This is a genomic window from Ruegeria sp. A5, from assembly GCF_056543005.1.
Genome location: NZ_JBQGAV010000002.1, coordinates 27,227 through 41,231 on the forward strand (window position 1 = coordinate 27,227; position 14,005 = coordinate 41,231).

9 protein-coding genes are annotated in these 14,005 nt (G+C 57.2%); 4 read left to right on the top strand and 5 right to left on the bottom strand.

The genetic code is table 11. From position 1 onward, the window contains the following. The first annotated feature begins 344 nt into the window (after positions 1–344). Entirely contained in the window at positions 345–2,741 is a 2,397-nt protein-coding gene (locus ACR0AY_RS05940; protein WP_170397663.1) for a mechanosensitive ion channel family protein, read from the top strand. 87 nt (positions 2,742–2,828) lie between these two features. Here the strand turns inward: ACR0AY_RS05940 and ACR0AY_RS05945 are convergent, their stop codons facing one another. The 5 genes from ACR0AY_RS05945 to ACR0AY_RS05965 are packed head-to-tail and all read right to left on the bottom strand — an operon-like array spanning position 2,829 to position 10,054. Then, the gene (locus tag ACR0AY_RS05945) at positions 2,829–4,184 is read right to left on the bottom strand and encodes a CoA transferase (protein ID WP_170511515.1); all 1,356 of its coding nucleotides are present in this window, start codon (positions 4,182–4,184) and stop codon (positions 2,829–2,831) included. Then, positions 4,181–5,335, bottom strand: a complete 1,155-nt coding sequence (locus tag ACR0AY_RS05950) for an ABC transporter permease (protein WP_170397657.1) — start codon at positions 5,333–5,335, stop codon at positions 4,181–4,183. Before ACR0AY_RS05950 ends, ACR0AY_RS05945 begins: the two co-directional genes overlap by 4 nt. Beyond that, a complete protein-coding gene (locus ACR0AY_RS05955) occupies positions 5,332–6,360 on the bottom strand; it encodes an ABC transporter permease (RefSeq protein ID WP_170397654.1) in 1,029 nt (342 codons plus the stop codon). Before ACR0AY_RS05955 ends, ACR0AY_RS05950 begins: the two co-directional genes overlap by 4 nt. A gap of 15 nt (positions 6,361–6,375) precedes the next feature. Beyond that, complete coding sequence (locus ACR0AY_RS05960; protein WP_170511513.1) at positions 6,376–8,289, bottom strand: ABC transporter substrate-binding protein; 1,914 nt, start codon at positions 8,287–8,289, stop codon at positions 6,376–6,378. Then, positions 8,282–10,054, bottom strand: a complete 1,773-nt coding sequence (locus ACR0AY_RS05965) for an ABC transporter ATP-binding protein (protein ID WP_170397648.1) — start codon at positions 10,052–10,054, stop codon at positions 8,282–8,284. The genes ACR0AY_RS05960 and ACR0AY_RS05965 overlap by 8 nt, the downstream gene beginning before the upstream one ends. Before the next feature lie 228 nt (positions 10,055–10,282). Between ACR0AY_RS05965 and ACR0AY_RS05970 the strand changes: the two genes are divergently transcribed. The 3 genes from ACR0AY_RS05970 (at position 10,283) to ACR0AY_RS05980 (ending at position 14,004) form a co-directional block, all read left to right on the top strand. After that, the gene (locus ACR0AY_RS05970) at positions 10,283–10,780 is read left to right on the top strand and encodes a class I SAM-dependent methyltransferase (RefSeq protein WP_170424445.1); all 498 of its coding nucleotides are present in this window, start codon (positions 10,283–10,285) and stop codon (positions 10,778–10,780) included. Positions 10,781–10,873: 93 nt separating this feature from the next. Next, the gene (locus tag ACR0AY_RS05975; RefSeq protein WP_170511511.1) at positions 10,874–11,503 is read left to right on the top strand and encodes a glutathione S-transferase; all 630 of its coding nucleotides are present in this window, start codon (positions 10,874–10,876) and stop codon (positions 11,501–11,503) included. A 98-nt stretch (positions 11,504–11,601) separates the two neighbouring features. Next, positions 11,602–14,004, top strand: coding sequence for a GcvT family protein (locus tag ACR0AY_RS05980; protein ID WP_170511510.1), 2,403 nt, complete (start codon positions 11,602–11,604; stop codon positions 14,002–14,004). The last annotated feature ends 1 nt before the right edge of the window (position 14,005 follow it).

The window sequence follows — 14,005 nt, forward strand, 5'->3', positions numbered from 1 at the left end:
CTGCACCTGATTATCGTAATTCTGCCAGACCTTCTTGCCAAAGGCACAGATTCCGCCGTCCAAATGCGCCAAACATTGCGAATTGGCAACAGCATAATGCCACCGCCGGCAACAGGCGCACCTTGCGATATGCAGGCCGATGGTTCTTCATGCACAAGCCAATTCGGAGGCTGGACGCCTCAGGTGGTCATATTCAATTTTTGTTGTCTTGGAAACACTTTATCCCCTCCATTGCGTCAGGAACACGGGCTCTCACGATGTTGACACCGCGTGTGCGGATGATTTGAACAGCCTTCTGAGGTTCTATAGTCTTGGACGCAGCTACGAATTGGATGCGATATACGATGAAAATGAATGTTCTGGCCGGGCTGATTTTGGTGATTTGGGCGGCGATGCTGGCCAGTGCAACCGACGCGGTTGCGCAAACTTCGCTTATTCCGGGATACCCAATAGGATCAAGCGAGGAAACCGGTTCTTCAAGCTCTGCCGCTGACAGCGATCTGGCGGCGGCCATTCGATCCGCTTCCGAGGCGGGCGCAAGCGTAATCGTAATCGACAGCGCCGGGCAGGTTGTATCGGCAGCGGGCAATAGCGCCGACGCGACGCCAGAGGCAGATAGCATTGATCACATGGCTGAGGGTTCTCAGCTGATGAAGGCGCAAGAGCGGTTCTCAAAGTTCCGGGATTCCGTACGCTCGCGGATGGAGGCGCTGCCCTATTCGGTCTTTGAGGTCCAATACATCCTCAGACAGACCAGTCCGGACGGGCGGATTCAGACCTATGTCGAGGTGTTGGTCCTGAACGTGTTGTTCCTTTTGCTGGGGCGTTGGTTGTCGATCGAAATCTACGGCAAGCGCATCGCGAAGCGTTTGGTGGTTGCGCGCATCAAGGAAAACCCGGTTGGCTATCGTGAGAAGATGCCTTTCCTTGTGTATCGTTTCGTGATGGGCATTGGCGGAACGATCTTTGCCATGCTCATGGCGCTGATCGTTGGCTATCTGTTCTTTGGTGAAGCGGAAGACATATCAATCCAGTTTACCGTTACGGCAATCTTTACCGCATTCTTCCTCTCGCGCACCGTCTCGGACTTGTGGCGGATGGTTCTGTCGCCTTACCTCAGCCAGTATCGCTTGCCGCCTTTTTCAGACCGGGACGCCAAGCGCCTGTATGTTTGGGCGTCAGCACTGGCGACCTATGACATCTCGGTTGTTCTGTTCTCGACATGGGTCGCGGATTTTGGGCTGAACTATAACGTCTATGCCATGGTCTATGGTAGCCTGACGCTGATCGGGGCGCTGGGCAACATACTGATGATCCTGTTCAATGCACGCGCGATCTCGAACGCTATTCGTGGCGGGCGTGCTCCGGATCAGGTGTCTTGGATACTGAAGTTCATCTCTTTCGCCTGGGCGCCGGTTCTGGTGCTTTATATGGTGTTCAGCTGGTTCAAACTGGCCGTTGATCTGGTGCTCGAGGTTCAGGATTCGATCCCGATCGTGGCCAGCAGCTATGCCATCTTTATGTCCGTCGTAGTGGCCTACGGCGCGATGAACTATCTGCTTGAAAGGTATTTTGATCGCAATCGCAGAATTGAGGTGATGAATGCCGACGCAGAAGCGGCTGAGCAGATCGAGGATGAGCTGGTGGCTGATACGCCGCAGGCCGAAAAGCGCAAACACGCCATTCTGACGTACGAAGACCTTGCCCGTCGTGTGGCAGGCATTCTGGCCTTTGTGGTGGGTCTCTATGCGCTGGTAGTGATCTGGAACCCGCAAGCCAATTGGTCGGATGACTTGCCGATCGAGCGGGCGCTGGATGTGATGGTGATCCTGTTTATGGGTTACATTCTGTTTCACTTCTTCCGCGTCTGGATCGATAGCAAGATCGCGGAAGAGACGGATGACGGCGGTGCTGAAGCCGAGCTGGGCGACGAAGGAGGCGAAGGTGGGCAGAGCCGTCTTGCAACTTTGTTGCCTCTGTTCCGCGGGGCCATTCTGGCTGTGGTCGTTGTGACCATCGCGCTGATTGTATTGATGGAACTGGGGATCAATGTCAGCCCGCTGTTTGCCGGTGCAGGTGTTGTGGGTCTGGCCGTTGGTTTCGGGTCGCAAACCTTGGTCCGCGACATCTTCTCGGGTGCGTTCTTCCTGATGGATGATGCTTTCCGAAAGGGTGAATACATCGACATTGGTGATGTGAAAGGGACGGTCGAAAAGATATCGGTCCGGTCCTTCCAACTGCGCCACCACCTTGGTGCGCTCAACACGATCCCATTTGGAGAGATCAAGGTTCTGACAAACTATTCCCGCGACTGGGTAATCATGAAGCTGCCGTTGCGGGTGACCTATGACACCGATGTCGAAAAGGTGCGGAAGCTGATCAAGAAGCTGGGTCAAGAGCTGCTGAGCGATCCGGTGATTGGTGATAACTTCATTCAGCCGCTGAAATCGCAGGGTGTGATCGAGATGCAGGATTCGGCGATGATTATCCGGGTCAAGTTCATGACCAAACCGGGTGATCAGTGGCTGGTGCGCAAGAAAGTCTATCAGGATATTCGTGAGCTGTTTGCCCGTGAAGGCATCCGGTTTGCGCATCGGGAAGTCACCGTGCGACTGGCGGATGACAAAGAGGCCGAGGACCTGACTCCCAAACAACGCGAGGCTGTCACAGGGGCCGTTCAGGCCGCGATTGACGAAGACTATCTGGACGATATCGGCCCCGGCGGTGGCGATGATCGCTAGGAGGGCTCCCGCCCCTTTGGTTTGCGTCTGTGGCGAGACGTCAACCAAAACGTTGGGCCGGGCCGCGCGTCCCGCGCGGCGGCAGCTTTAAGCGGTAAGTGACGGCCAAGTGGGCTGCGAAGTTCCCAGTTTGGACGCAGGCAAAGCCCAGTGCATCTTTGCGGATCCAACGGTTAGCGCCGGCTTCAAGCGATGGCCGGGCCCCCAGCCGGAAGGTTCGGGTTCGTCCGCATAATCGGTCGGTAGCGCTTCGGTGATTTCATCGTCAGTGTCGCTCTTGGCCAGGGTGGCCAGCAATTCGGCGGTGCGCGCCAGCGAGAGCCTGGCATCCATAACAGCGTGTCCAGATGCGGCTTCGGCGAGCGCCGAGAGCAGGGCGGCTGCCATCAAGTAACCAGTTGCGTGATCCAGTGCCTGAACAGGCAACGGAGTTGGCTTGTCGGCCCCCGCCCAACCCATCCCTGCATGTGCGATTCCGGAACTCATCTGTACAAGGCTGTCAAAACCGCGGCGCGCTGCCCAAGGTCCTTGCCAGCCATAGGCGTCTAGCGTGACCTCAACCCTGTTGGGGGAGAGCTGATCCCGCGTGTTTTTACCCAGGCCGAGTGCGTCCAAAGCGCCGGGCCGATACCCGTGGACAAATATGTCCGCTTGGGCCAGCAGCTCTTGCAGTTTTCCTTTTCCATCGGGTGATTTTAGGTTCAGATAGGCGCAATGCTTGCCGAGAGAGATGTCAGGAATGACGCCAGGTTCATCCCAGCCGGGTGGATCGATCCTCAGGACCTCGGCGCCGAATCCCGCGAGTGTTCGTGTTGAGACGGGCCCGGCCAGAATGCGGGTCAGATCGAGCACACGCAGCCCAGCAAGAGGTCGCGCGGCAGTCGCCTGAGGCCGATCACGTAGCTGAATATTGCGTGGCCCCTGCCATCCGATCAACGGCTCGCGGGCCAATATGCGTCCTTGCGGATGGTCATGCCACTCAGGGCGGCTGCGCATTGCGGCAGCGACGCCGCCCTCGGCGACAATCGCGGCTTCCAGTTCAGAGATGCTCCAATCCCGAATCGCGCGCGATACCAGCGCACGGTCCGACGCGACTTGCAAAACGTTCAGGGCGGCGGCGCGATGACTGGGCAAGTTAGTGTGCAGCCTGATCCACCCATCAGAGGCCTGATAGTCGCCAGCAATCGCGTCCCAAAGGCTAGGCATATCCCACCCTTCGGGTTTGAAGGAAAAGCCATACCACAAGGAGGCCAGTCGATGATCTACGGCCACCTCCGGAGGTGCAGGCGCCAGGTTCAAGGCTGTCATAAGGCGCGACAGCTCCTGCCCGACTGCCGCAAAACTGGCCGTCGCCAGTTCCGAGACCGCAAAGGCGCTGGGCCGCGCACCCGCCCCATTGACCCTATAGGTGTCAGGTGAGGGGAGGGCGGACAGCAAGCTCATTGCTGATAGGGATCAAGGCTGTCGCGCAGCCCGTCGCCAAGGAAGTTGAAGGCCAGCACCACGACGATGATCGGTAGCATCGGAATTGCGGTCCATGGATAGATTTCGATTGAGGCGAGGTTCTGCGCATCGTTCAGCATCACGCCCCAACTGACCGCCGGGGCCCGCAGTCCAAGGCCAAGGAAGCTGAGGGCGGTTTCGCCCAAGATCATCGCAGGGATTGATAGCGTGGCCGAGGCAATCAGATGCGACATGAAATTGGGTAGCAGGTGCTTTCGGATCACACGACCGGAACTTGCGCCCATCATCTCGGCCGCACGTACGTATTCCTCTTCCCTGAGAGACAGGAATTTTGCGCGGACAGATCGGGCAAGGCCTGGCCAATCGAGAATACCGAGGATGATCGAGATGATGAAGAATACCGCGACCGGGCTCCAATTTGATGGCACCGCGGCGGATAAGGCCAGCCAGAGGGGAAGTTCCGGCAGCGAGCGCAGGATTTCGATCACACGGTTGATGGTCCAGTCGATGCGCCCTCCGAAATACCCGGCCATTGACCCGAACAGGATGCCGAGGAAGAAGGATACCGAAATGCCGATCAGGCCCACTGTCAGCGACAGTTGCGCGCCATATAGGATGCGGCTGAATACATCGCGGCCCAGACGGTCCGAGCCCCACAGAAACAGCGTGGCCCCTTCGGGTGCGCAAAACAGGTGCGTATCGGATTTTATCAGGCCTGCGAGTTTGTATTCTGACCCTTCGCAGAAGAACCGGATTGGGCGCGGGTCTTCCGTGTCAGCGACGAATTTCCACTGGAAAGTTTCAAGGTCCGCCTCTGCAACTATTGGATAAACGTAGGGGCCGATGAACTTCCCCTCATGAAACCAGTTGACCGACTGGGGTGGAGCATACAGGTGCTCTCCGTTCCGATCATTGGGGCCGTAGGGGGCAATAAAGCCCGCAAAAGGCAGCATCAAGTAGCAGAGCAGTAAGAAGAGGCCAGAAATCAGACCCAGCTTGTGGGTCCTGAACTTGCGCCAGACCAGCACCCAATTAGGGGCATCGAGATCTGCGCGCTCAAGCTGCTGAATAGAGGCCTGCGGGTCAAATGGTGCGTCGTCGACATAGCGACCATCGGGTTTATCGGTCATGCTTCGCGCCCCTCGTAACGAATGCGCGGATCAAGCATGACCAGCAGGATATCGGAAATCATGGTGCCGATCAGCGTCAGCAGAGCCACGAACATAAGAATGAAGGCCGACAGGAACTGGTCCTGCGTTTTCAAGGCAGTCAGCAGGGTCGGGCCGATTGTTTGCAGACCCAGAACCACCGAGACCAAAACCGACCCGGAAACCATCGAGGGCAGCAGGTTTCCAATGTCGGCGACAAACGGGTTGAAGGCCACGCGCAATGGGTATTTCGTCAGCATCCGCGATGGGGACATGCCCTTGGCGATTGCTGTTTCGACATAAGGTTTCCCTAGTTCATCCAACATATTGGCGCGCAGGCGCTGCATCATGGCCGAAGCACCCGAGGTTCCGATGACGAAGGTTGGAACGATCAGGTGGACAAGGATGGATTTCAGCTTGTCCCAACTCATCGGTTGTCCCTCAAAGGAAGGGTCCATCAGGCCGCCGATGGGCAGGTTGAAATAGCGATGGCCATAGTAGAATAGGATCAGCGCCAACAGGAAGTTCGGGGTCGCAAGACCCAGATAGCCTACAAAGGCAGAGGTATAGTCGATCCACGTCCGTGATCTGGCCGCAGCGATGACCCCCAATGGTAGAGCAACGGCATAGACGAATAAAATGGCAGCCAGATTGACCACAACCGTCAACCAGAGCGTATCGCCCACGATCTCGCGCACGGGGCGGTCAAATTCGAAGGACCAGCCATAATTGCCCTGTAACAGGCCCTCGAACCCATGCGGTCCGGGCCAGAAGCCCATCCAGATCAGGTACTGCTCGGGCAACGACCGGTCCAATGAGTATTCCTTGCGCAGAAACTCGGCCTTGGCGACACCGGCGGACTGTCCTGAAGCCTGCAGTTCGGCGATCTGGTTGCTGAGATAGTCGCCGGGGGGCAGGTTGATGATCACGAAAATCAGAACCGACACCACCAGCAATGTCAGCAGCATCGTGAAAAAGCGATACACCGCGTAGCGCAGCATGACCATTTAGCTGCTCCTGAATTAGTCGGCGAAGAAGAACTCGTCGGGACGGTGAATGCCGAAGTGTGCGCCGGGTTCCCATGCCCACATGGCCTGCTCAGGCACATTGCGCAGGCGGTTCGACACGACAATAGGCTGCGGTGCGCCGTTCAGGATGCCGATCGCATAAAGCTGGTCGGCGTGAATTTTCAGCATCTCAGACCAGACTGCGCCGCGTTCTTCATCCGTGGAGGCGATTTCCCAATCGTGGGCAAGCTTCATGAGAAGTTCGGCCTCGGGCATGTCTGGTGGTTCGCCCGACCCTCCATTTGTCTGATAGTATTGGCCCCATTTAGGCCACGCCAGAAAGACCTGATCGGTCGGGGCGAGATAGGCCGGCGATGTGTGGCTTTGCGGAATGCCGTCATCCCAGCCGAACCAGACCGACGCCATTGTATTGCCCGAGAAGACCCGGTTGCGCAGAATGTCTCGATCTAATGGACGCATGACCAGTTCGACTCCGATCTCACGCCAGGTATCCGTGACGATCTGCAGGGCATTTTCAACCTCTTGCCGCTCACCTGCGGTTTCGATGATCAGCTCCATCGGACGCCCGTCGGGCAACAGTCGGATACCATCTTTGTCACGCTCGGTCAGCCCAGCCTCATCAAGCAGAGCATTCGCCTTGTCGACGTCATACTGTGCCCAAGCCTGCGCATTCGCTTCGTCGTAGAAGGGCGATGCGGGCAGAACCGACATCGCGCCGGGTTGGGCCAGCTTGAAATAGAGCGCCTGATTGATCGTCTTGCGATCAATGGCGAGCGACAGCGCCCTGCGTACACGTACATCGCGCAGAACCTCGCGCCATGCATCGTCAGTGTAATTCAAATTTGGATAAATCGCGATCTGCGACGCGACGCCTGTTTTCCACAAAAGCGTCTTGTATCCACCTTCAGCCTCGCCCTTTTTCAAGATCGAGGCATCGCGGAATGCCAATCCGCGACCTTGCAAGTCAGTTTCACCCGCATTTGCTTTGGCCGCAACCAAACCCGGTGCGACGATTTCCATTTCGACTACGTCGATATAGGGCAGCTGAACCCCATTTGAATCCACCCGATGGTAATAAGGGTTACGGACAAAGTTGTGCCGGATTTTCTTGCCCGAACTTGCGTTGAGCCATGGCTGCAACGTCGGCAGTTCATGATTGTCGTACTTATATAGATTGTCCAACTTGTTATGCAGCGCCGCCCAGCTTTTTACCCGCGCATCTTCGACCTTGAATGCCAGTTCTTCGGGGTCTGCAAACTTCTCGTGATACTGCTTAAGGAACTCAGACGGTCGATAGATAAAGGGCGGCCGCGCCTGAGCAAGTGATTGCAGGAAATTCGGGTTGGGGTCATCCCATTCGAATACAACCGTTGTTTCGTCGGGGAAGGTGACGGTGGGTGTTTTGCCTTCAACCAGCAGGAAATCTGGTGGGCCTGAAGGGCTGAGCAATTCGTTGTTGGCCACATCCTCCCACCAATACCGGAAGTCTTCGGATGTGAACGCGGATCCGTTTGACCATTTGTGGCCGGGTCGCAGGTTCAAAGTAAATTTGCGATTGTCTTCGTTTTCGAAAGAAGCCAGCAAATCCGGGACGATGTTGTAATCCTGATCGAAGCCCACAAGCCTTGCGTAGCCATAGACCACCATTTGCCGAATATCTTTGGACCGGGTGACCATCGTGCGCAGTGTACCGCCGGGTACGCCGAATTCGCGACCTTTGGCGGCTAAGTCCACGATCAGCGGTTCTTGCGGAATACGTTCAGCAACCGGTGGCAGGTCGCCGCTTTCAACCTCGGTTTGCCAGAACGCGTTTTCCTGAAGATTAGACGGAATTTCTGCCACAGCGGGCAGCATTCCTGCGATGGCCAGCGACGCGGCCAGAATCAATCGGTGAGTGGTCTTAAACATGGCAACGTACCTTATGGCCGGGCTCCAACTCTACCAAAGAAGGTATCACGGAGTCGGAAAATCGAAAGGCGTCATCCCAACTGTCGGGAGAACCGGCACCTAACGCAACCAGTTTCAGATCAATCGGGCGATTGATATCTGGTTCCGGCTGGGCGGCAATCAGTGCCTTGGTATAGGGATGACGTGGATTGTAGAACAGAGTTTCGGGTGGGGCTTGTTCCACCACAAGACCCCGGCGCATGACGGCGACCTCGTCGGCAATGCGCGCGACGACGGCCAGATCATGTGAGATGAACAGGTAAGACAGGTTCAGACTGTCCTGCAGTTCTTCGAGCAGGGTCAAAATTTGCTCTTGAACGGATACATCCAGCGCCGAGGTTGGCTCGTCACAAACAATCAGCGCCGGGTCCAGCATCATCGCGCGGGCGATAGATAGGCGCTGTCGTTGTCCACCAGAAAACGCATGCGGATAGCGTTTGAGCATATCGGCATTCAGCCCGACCCGCTGCAACATCGCGGCCGCTTTGTCGCGCTGCTCTGCCACAGTGCCGAGGCGGTGTATCTCCAACGGCTCGGTCATGGCATCCTGAATGCGCATACGGGGGCTAAGAGAGCTATAGGGATCCTGAAACACCATTTGCGCCTTGCGCTGAAACGCGGTGCGTTCGGTCCGTGTCATACTGTGAACCGTTATCGGTTCGGAATCCCTTGTTGTTCTGAACAGAACTTCGCCGCCCGGGTCGGGCAGTTCAGCGCCCAGAGCGATTCTGGCGGCGGTTGTTTTGCCAGACCCGCTTTCGCCAACGATTGCAAGCGTCTTGCCGCGCGCCAGCTTCATATCTACGCCCCGGCAGGCATGGATCAGTTTGTCGGCTTTCCAACCTTTGCTCGATCGCATCGTGTAGGTCTTTGAGACCCCGGTCATCTGCAGAATTAGGTCCTCGTCGGGCATCGGTATGCCGACGGCATCCTGATCGGGTATCTCAGGCGCAGCGTCGAACAGCTGCTGCGTATAGGGGTGCGCCGGATCGTTCAGAATTGGTGCTGCCGGGCCAGCTTCCATCACGCGGCCTTTGTGCATGACGACCACCCGCTCGGCCATGTTAGCAACTACACCCAGGTCATGGGTGACAAGGATCAGCGCCATACCGGTCTCGCGCTGCAGCTCTTTGATCAGCCCAAGAACCTGCGCTTGGGTGGTAACATCCAGCGCTGTTGTCGGCTCGTCCGCGATGAGCAATTCAGGCTTGGACACCATGGCCATGGCAATCATGGCACGCTGGCGCATGCCGCCGGACAGCTCGAACGGATAGCTGTCGTAGGCGCGGGCAGGGTCGGGGAAACCAACCCTCTCAAACTGGGTCAGAACTTCTTTGCGGGCCTGTGCATCGGATGCGCCGCGATGCAACCAAAGAACTTCGCTGACCTGATTTCCGATTTTGTGAAGCGGTGACAGAGATCGCATCGGTTCCTGAAAAATCATAGAAACCCGATTGCCGCGAATACCACGCATCTGTCTTTCACTCAGTTCGATCAGATTAGCGGTGCCTTTGGAATCGTTCAGCGTGATCGTTCCGCTACGGATCTGGGCGGTACGCGGCAGAATACGCAGTGCAGCGCGACAGGAAATCGTTTTGCCCGAACCGGATTCTCCAACCAATGCAAGTGTCTGCCCGGGTTCGACCTCGAAGCTGACATCTTGGACAACGGATGGACCCGTGCCAAAGCCGATGCTGAGATCCCGAACGGACAACAACGCACTCATGCGGGTTTTCCACCCGTCTGGCGGCTAAAAAACATCGGCTTTGTGAACTCCCTGTCTTTTTTGAGCAGTTTCGCGCGGTTGGGGCGGCGTAGTCAAACACCTTCTTCACCCGAATTGTCGCGGAATCGTGAAACTCGGGCCGTATGGCTACACAAAGTCTTGAGTTTTTGCCATCAAAGGCGCAATCGCCCCCCGACTGGTGTCGAATGATTTTGAAAGAGGTGCCCCGTGTCCGAGCAACAAAGCCGATTGGATCTGTTCATTGACCGAATGGTCTCGCAACGTGCTTGTCTGGACTTTGCCATCGCGCAGACCACGGGGCAGCCCGGTCCGGTTTTTGAGCTGGGATTGGGAAATGGGCGCACATATCACCACATGGTTAAGCACATTCAGGACCGTCCTGTTTATGTTTTTGAACGGGCCGTTGCGTCTCATCCCGATTCGACACCGCCCGATGATCTGGTGATTCTCGGTGATGTGCGCGAAACATTGCCTGCTTCGGTTACGCGATTTGGCGCGTCAGCCAGTCTGATCCATGCCGATCTTGGGGGACACAACCGGCAAAAGAATGATGCTTTTGCCCGCCTCGTCTCACCTTTGATCGAACCGCTTCTGGCGCAGGGCGGGCTGATGGTATCCAGCGATCGCATGTATTTTGAAACGCTGACCGAAGTGCCGCTGCCTGCAGGCGCGGTGGAGGGGCGCTGTTTCATCTACCGGCGTTGATCTGCCGTAGGGTCACTGTGTGATCCGACTCGCGCTGTAGTGCCGGGCCGGTCTAACGTCTGAGGTGTGATGCTTTGGAGGGGACCGTCAAATATGTTGTTCTACGATTGCTCAACCGCGCCAAGCCCGCGCCGTGCCCGGATGTTTATTGCGGAAAAGGGGCTGGAGATTGAAACCCGCGATATCTCAATCGCCAAAGGTGAACAGTTTAGCGATGCCTTCCGGGCCGTGAACCCCGGTGCAACGATCCCTGTTCTTGTCACGGATGAAGGCACCACGCTGACCGAAAATCTTGGCATCGCCGCCTATCTCGAAGCGCGCTTTCCGGAACCTGCCTTGATGGGGCATACGCCGGATGAAAAAGGCGAAATTCTGATGTGGAATGCCATCGCCGAACAGCAATGTGGCGCACCAATCGCGGAAACTTTGCGCAACACCCATCCTTCGTTCAGAGACCGCGCGATTACCGGGCCTGCAAACCACGCCCAAATCCCTGAACTAGCGCAGCGGGGGGCTGAGCGGGTGCGCGCCTTCTTCGATTTGCTAGAAGCCCGTCTGCAAGTCAGCGGTTTCGTTGCGGGTGATATGTTCTCTCTGGCCGACATCACCACATTTGTGTTTGTCGATTTCGCACGTGTCATCAAGATGCGTATCCCAGAAAAGAACACGGCCACACGCGCCTGGTTTGATGCCGTTCAGACACGCCCGAGCGCCCGGCTTTAAGCTGATCCGGGTGCTGTCCCTCGAACTGTACAGAAATGTCTAGACAGAAGTGAACAGTGCCTCTAGCGTCCTCTGCGAGTCATGCAGGGGAGCGCAGGATGAAATCTCAGTATCGTGTCGTAGTCATCGGTGGCGGCGTTGTCGGCGCCTCGGTTCTGTACCATCTCGCCAAGTTTGGCTGGTCAGATGTGGTCATGCTGGAGAGGCGGCGTTTGGCCTCGGGGTCTTCGTGGCACGCGGCGGGAGGCATCCATGCGCTGAACGCAGATCCGAACATGGCGTCGCTGCAGGCCTATACGATTGATCTGCTCAGCGAGATTGAAAAAGAGTCGGGCCAGAATATCGGCCTGCACATGACCGGCGGCCTGACGCTGGCGGGCACGCCCGAACGGTGGGAGTGGCTGCAGGCCAACTACCGCATTTTTCAGTCCATCGGCATTGACGACTGTGAGTTGTTGTCGCCAGAGGAGGCGCAGAAACGCTGCCCGATCATGTCCACCGACGGCATGCTGGGCGCGATGTGGGCGGATCGCGAAGGTTACATCGATACAACCGGTACGGTTCAGGCTTATGCAACTGCGGCCAAGAAACGTGGCGCGGAATACTACGAAGAAACCAAGGTCGAAAGCCTGACACAGACTGCGGATGGTTGGGAAGTTGTGACCGACAAAGGCACTATCACTTGTGAACATGTGGTCAACGCTGCTGGCCTCTGGGCCAAACAGGTGGGGCGCATGGCCGGAGTGGAGCTGCCGGTTTCGCCGCTGAAACACCACTATCTGATCACCGATACGGTGCCTGAGGTGGCCGAGGCGGATTTCGAGATGCCGATGACGGTTGATCTTGAAGGCTTCACCTATATGCGACAGGACCAGAAGGGCGTTCTGGTGGGCATCTACGAGGTCGATCACGAGCACTGGGCTATGGACGGTGCGCCGTGGAACTACTGTGAAGAGTTGTTCCAGGAACAGCTCGACCGGATCGAGAACGAGCTGACGCTGGGCTTTGAACGGTACCCGTCGATCCAGAATGTTGGCATCAAAACATGGGTGAACGGCGCGTTCACCTTCTCACCCGATGGCAACCCGCTGGTCGGTCCGGTCCCAGGCAAGCGCGGTTATTGGTCAGCTTGTGCGGTGATGGCCGGATTCCTGCAGGGTGGCGGCGTTGGTAAGACGCTGGCCGAATGGATGATCCATGGCGAGCCTGAGGCCGACGCATGGCCTATGGACGTGGCGCGCTATGGCGATTTCGCTCAGAACAAACGCTACATCCGCGAAACAACCGGTCAGTTCTATTCCCGTCGTTTCGTGATGACTTACCCGAACGAGCAACTGCCCGCAGGTCGCCCGCTGAAGATGGCCCCAGCCCATGATGCAATGACCGAGGCGGGGTGCAAATGGGGCGTCAGTTGGGATCTGGAAGTGCCGCTTTACTTTGCGCCCGAAGGCTTTGAAGAGACGCCGACGCTGAAACGCTCGAATGCGCACGACATCGTGGCTGAGGAGTGCAAAACCATCCGCGAAGGCGTGGGACTACTGGATATCTCGGGCTTTTCGCGCTTTGAGGTCACTGGGCCAAATGCCGAGGCTTGGCTGGACAGGATCATGGCGTCGAAACTGCCTGCACCGGGGCGTGCCAAACTGGCTCCAATGCTGGGTGAAAACGGTCGCCTCAAGGGTGATCTGACCGTGCTGAACTGGGGCGACGGGACCTGGTGGATCATGGGTAGCTATTATCTACGCGCATGGCATATGCGCTGGTTCAATGATCACATGATGGACGCCGTGAATATCCGCGATCTGGGCGAGGAATATTGCGGTTTTGCCGTGGTTGGGCCGAAATCGCAGGCTGTGGTCGAGAAACTGGCCGAACAGGATATCTCGGGCCTGAAATTCATGGGCTGTGGCGACTTTGATATCGGTCTGGTGCGTGCCCGTGTGGCGCGTATGTCTGTGACGGGCGAAAAAGGGTATGAGATAAACTGCCGCTATGGCGACCACATCAAACTGCGCCGGATGCTGCTAGAGGCCGGGGCCGGGGACGGTATCCGCGAATGCGGATTCAACGCGATGCAGTCGACGCGGCTTGAGAAGAGCTTTGGTATCTGGTCTGCAGAATTCACTCAGCTTTACACGCCAGGCATGACCGGAATGGATCGCTGGATCGACTGGAACAAGGATTTCGTTGGCAAAGAGGCTGCGCTGGCTGAACGCGATGGCAACGGTCCGGCGCAAGTTCAAGTGACGCTTGAGGTTGACGCGCTGGATGCCGATGCCAGCGGGTATGAACCGATTTGGGCCGGGGAAGAGCGCGTTGGATTTGTGACTTCGGGTGGCTATGGCCACTACACGGGCAAGTCGCTGGCCATGGCTTTGGTCGACCGCGACAAGGCTGAACCAGGCACCGAGTTGTCGGTGCATGTGGTCGGTGTCGAACGCCCGGCCCGCGTGATTGCGCCGTCGCCCTATGACCCGCTTGGCAAAGCGATGCGAGGTTGAC

What these genes read in the sequence shown, in the direction of transcription:
- ACR0AY_RS05940 (WP_170397663.1), top strand. Translation starts at nt 345, where the DNA reads ATGAAAATGAATGTTCTGGCCGGGCTGATTTTGGTGATTTGGGCGGCG.
- ACR0AY_RS05945 (WP_170511515.1), bottom strand. Translation starts at nt 4,184, where the DNA reads ATGAGCTTGCTGTCCGCCCTCCCCTCACCTGACACCTATAGGGTCAAT.
- ACR0AY_RS05950 (WP_170397657.1), bottom strand. Translation starts at nt 5,335, where the DNA reads ATGACCGATAAACCCGATGGTCGCTATGTCGACGACGCACCATTTGAC.
- ACR0AY_RS05955 (WP_170397654.1), bottom strand. Translation starts at nt 6,360, where the DNA reads ATGGTCATGCTGCGCTACGCGGTGTATCGCTTTTTCACGATGCTGCTG.
- ACR0AY_RS05960 (WP_170511513.1), bottom strand. Translation starts at nt 8,289, where the DNA reads ATGTTTAAGACCACTCACCGATTGATTCTGGCCGCGTCGCTGGCCATC.
- ACR0AY_RS05965 (WP_170397648.1), bottom strand. Translation starts at nt 10,054, where the DNA reads ATGAGTGCGTTGTTGTCCGTTCGGGATCTCAGCATCGGCTTTGGCACG.
- ACR0AY_RS05975 (WP_170511511.1), top strand. Translation starts at nt 10,874, where the DNA reads ATGTTGTTCTACGATTGCTCAACCGCGCCAAGCCCGCGCCGTGCCCGG.
- ACR0AY_RS05980 (WP_170511510.1), top strand. Translation starts at nt 11,602, where the DNA reads ATGAAATCTCAGTATCGTGTCGTAGTCATCGGTGGCGGCGTTGTCGGC.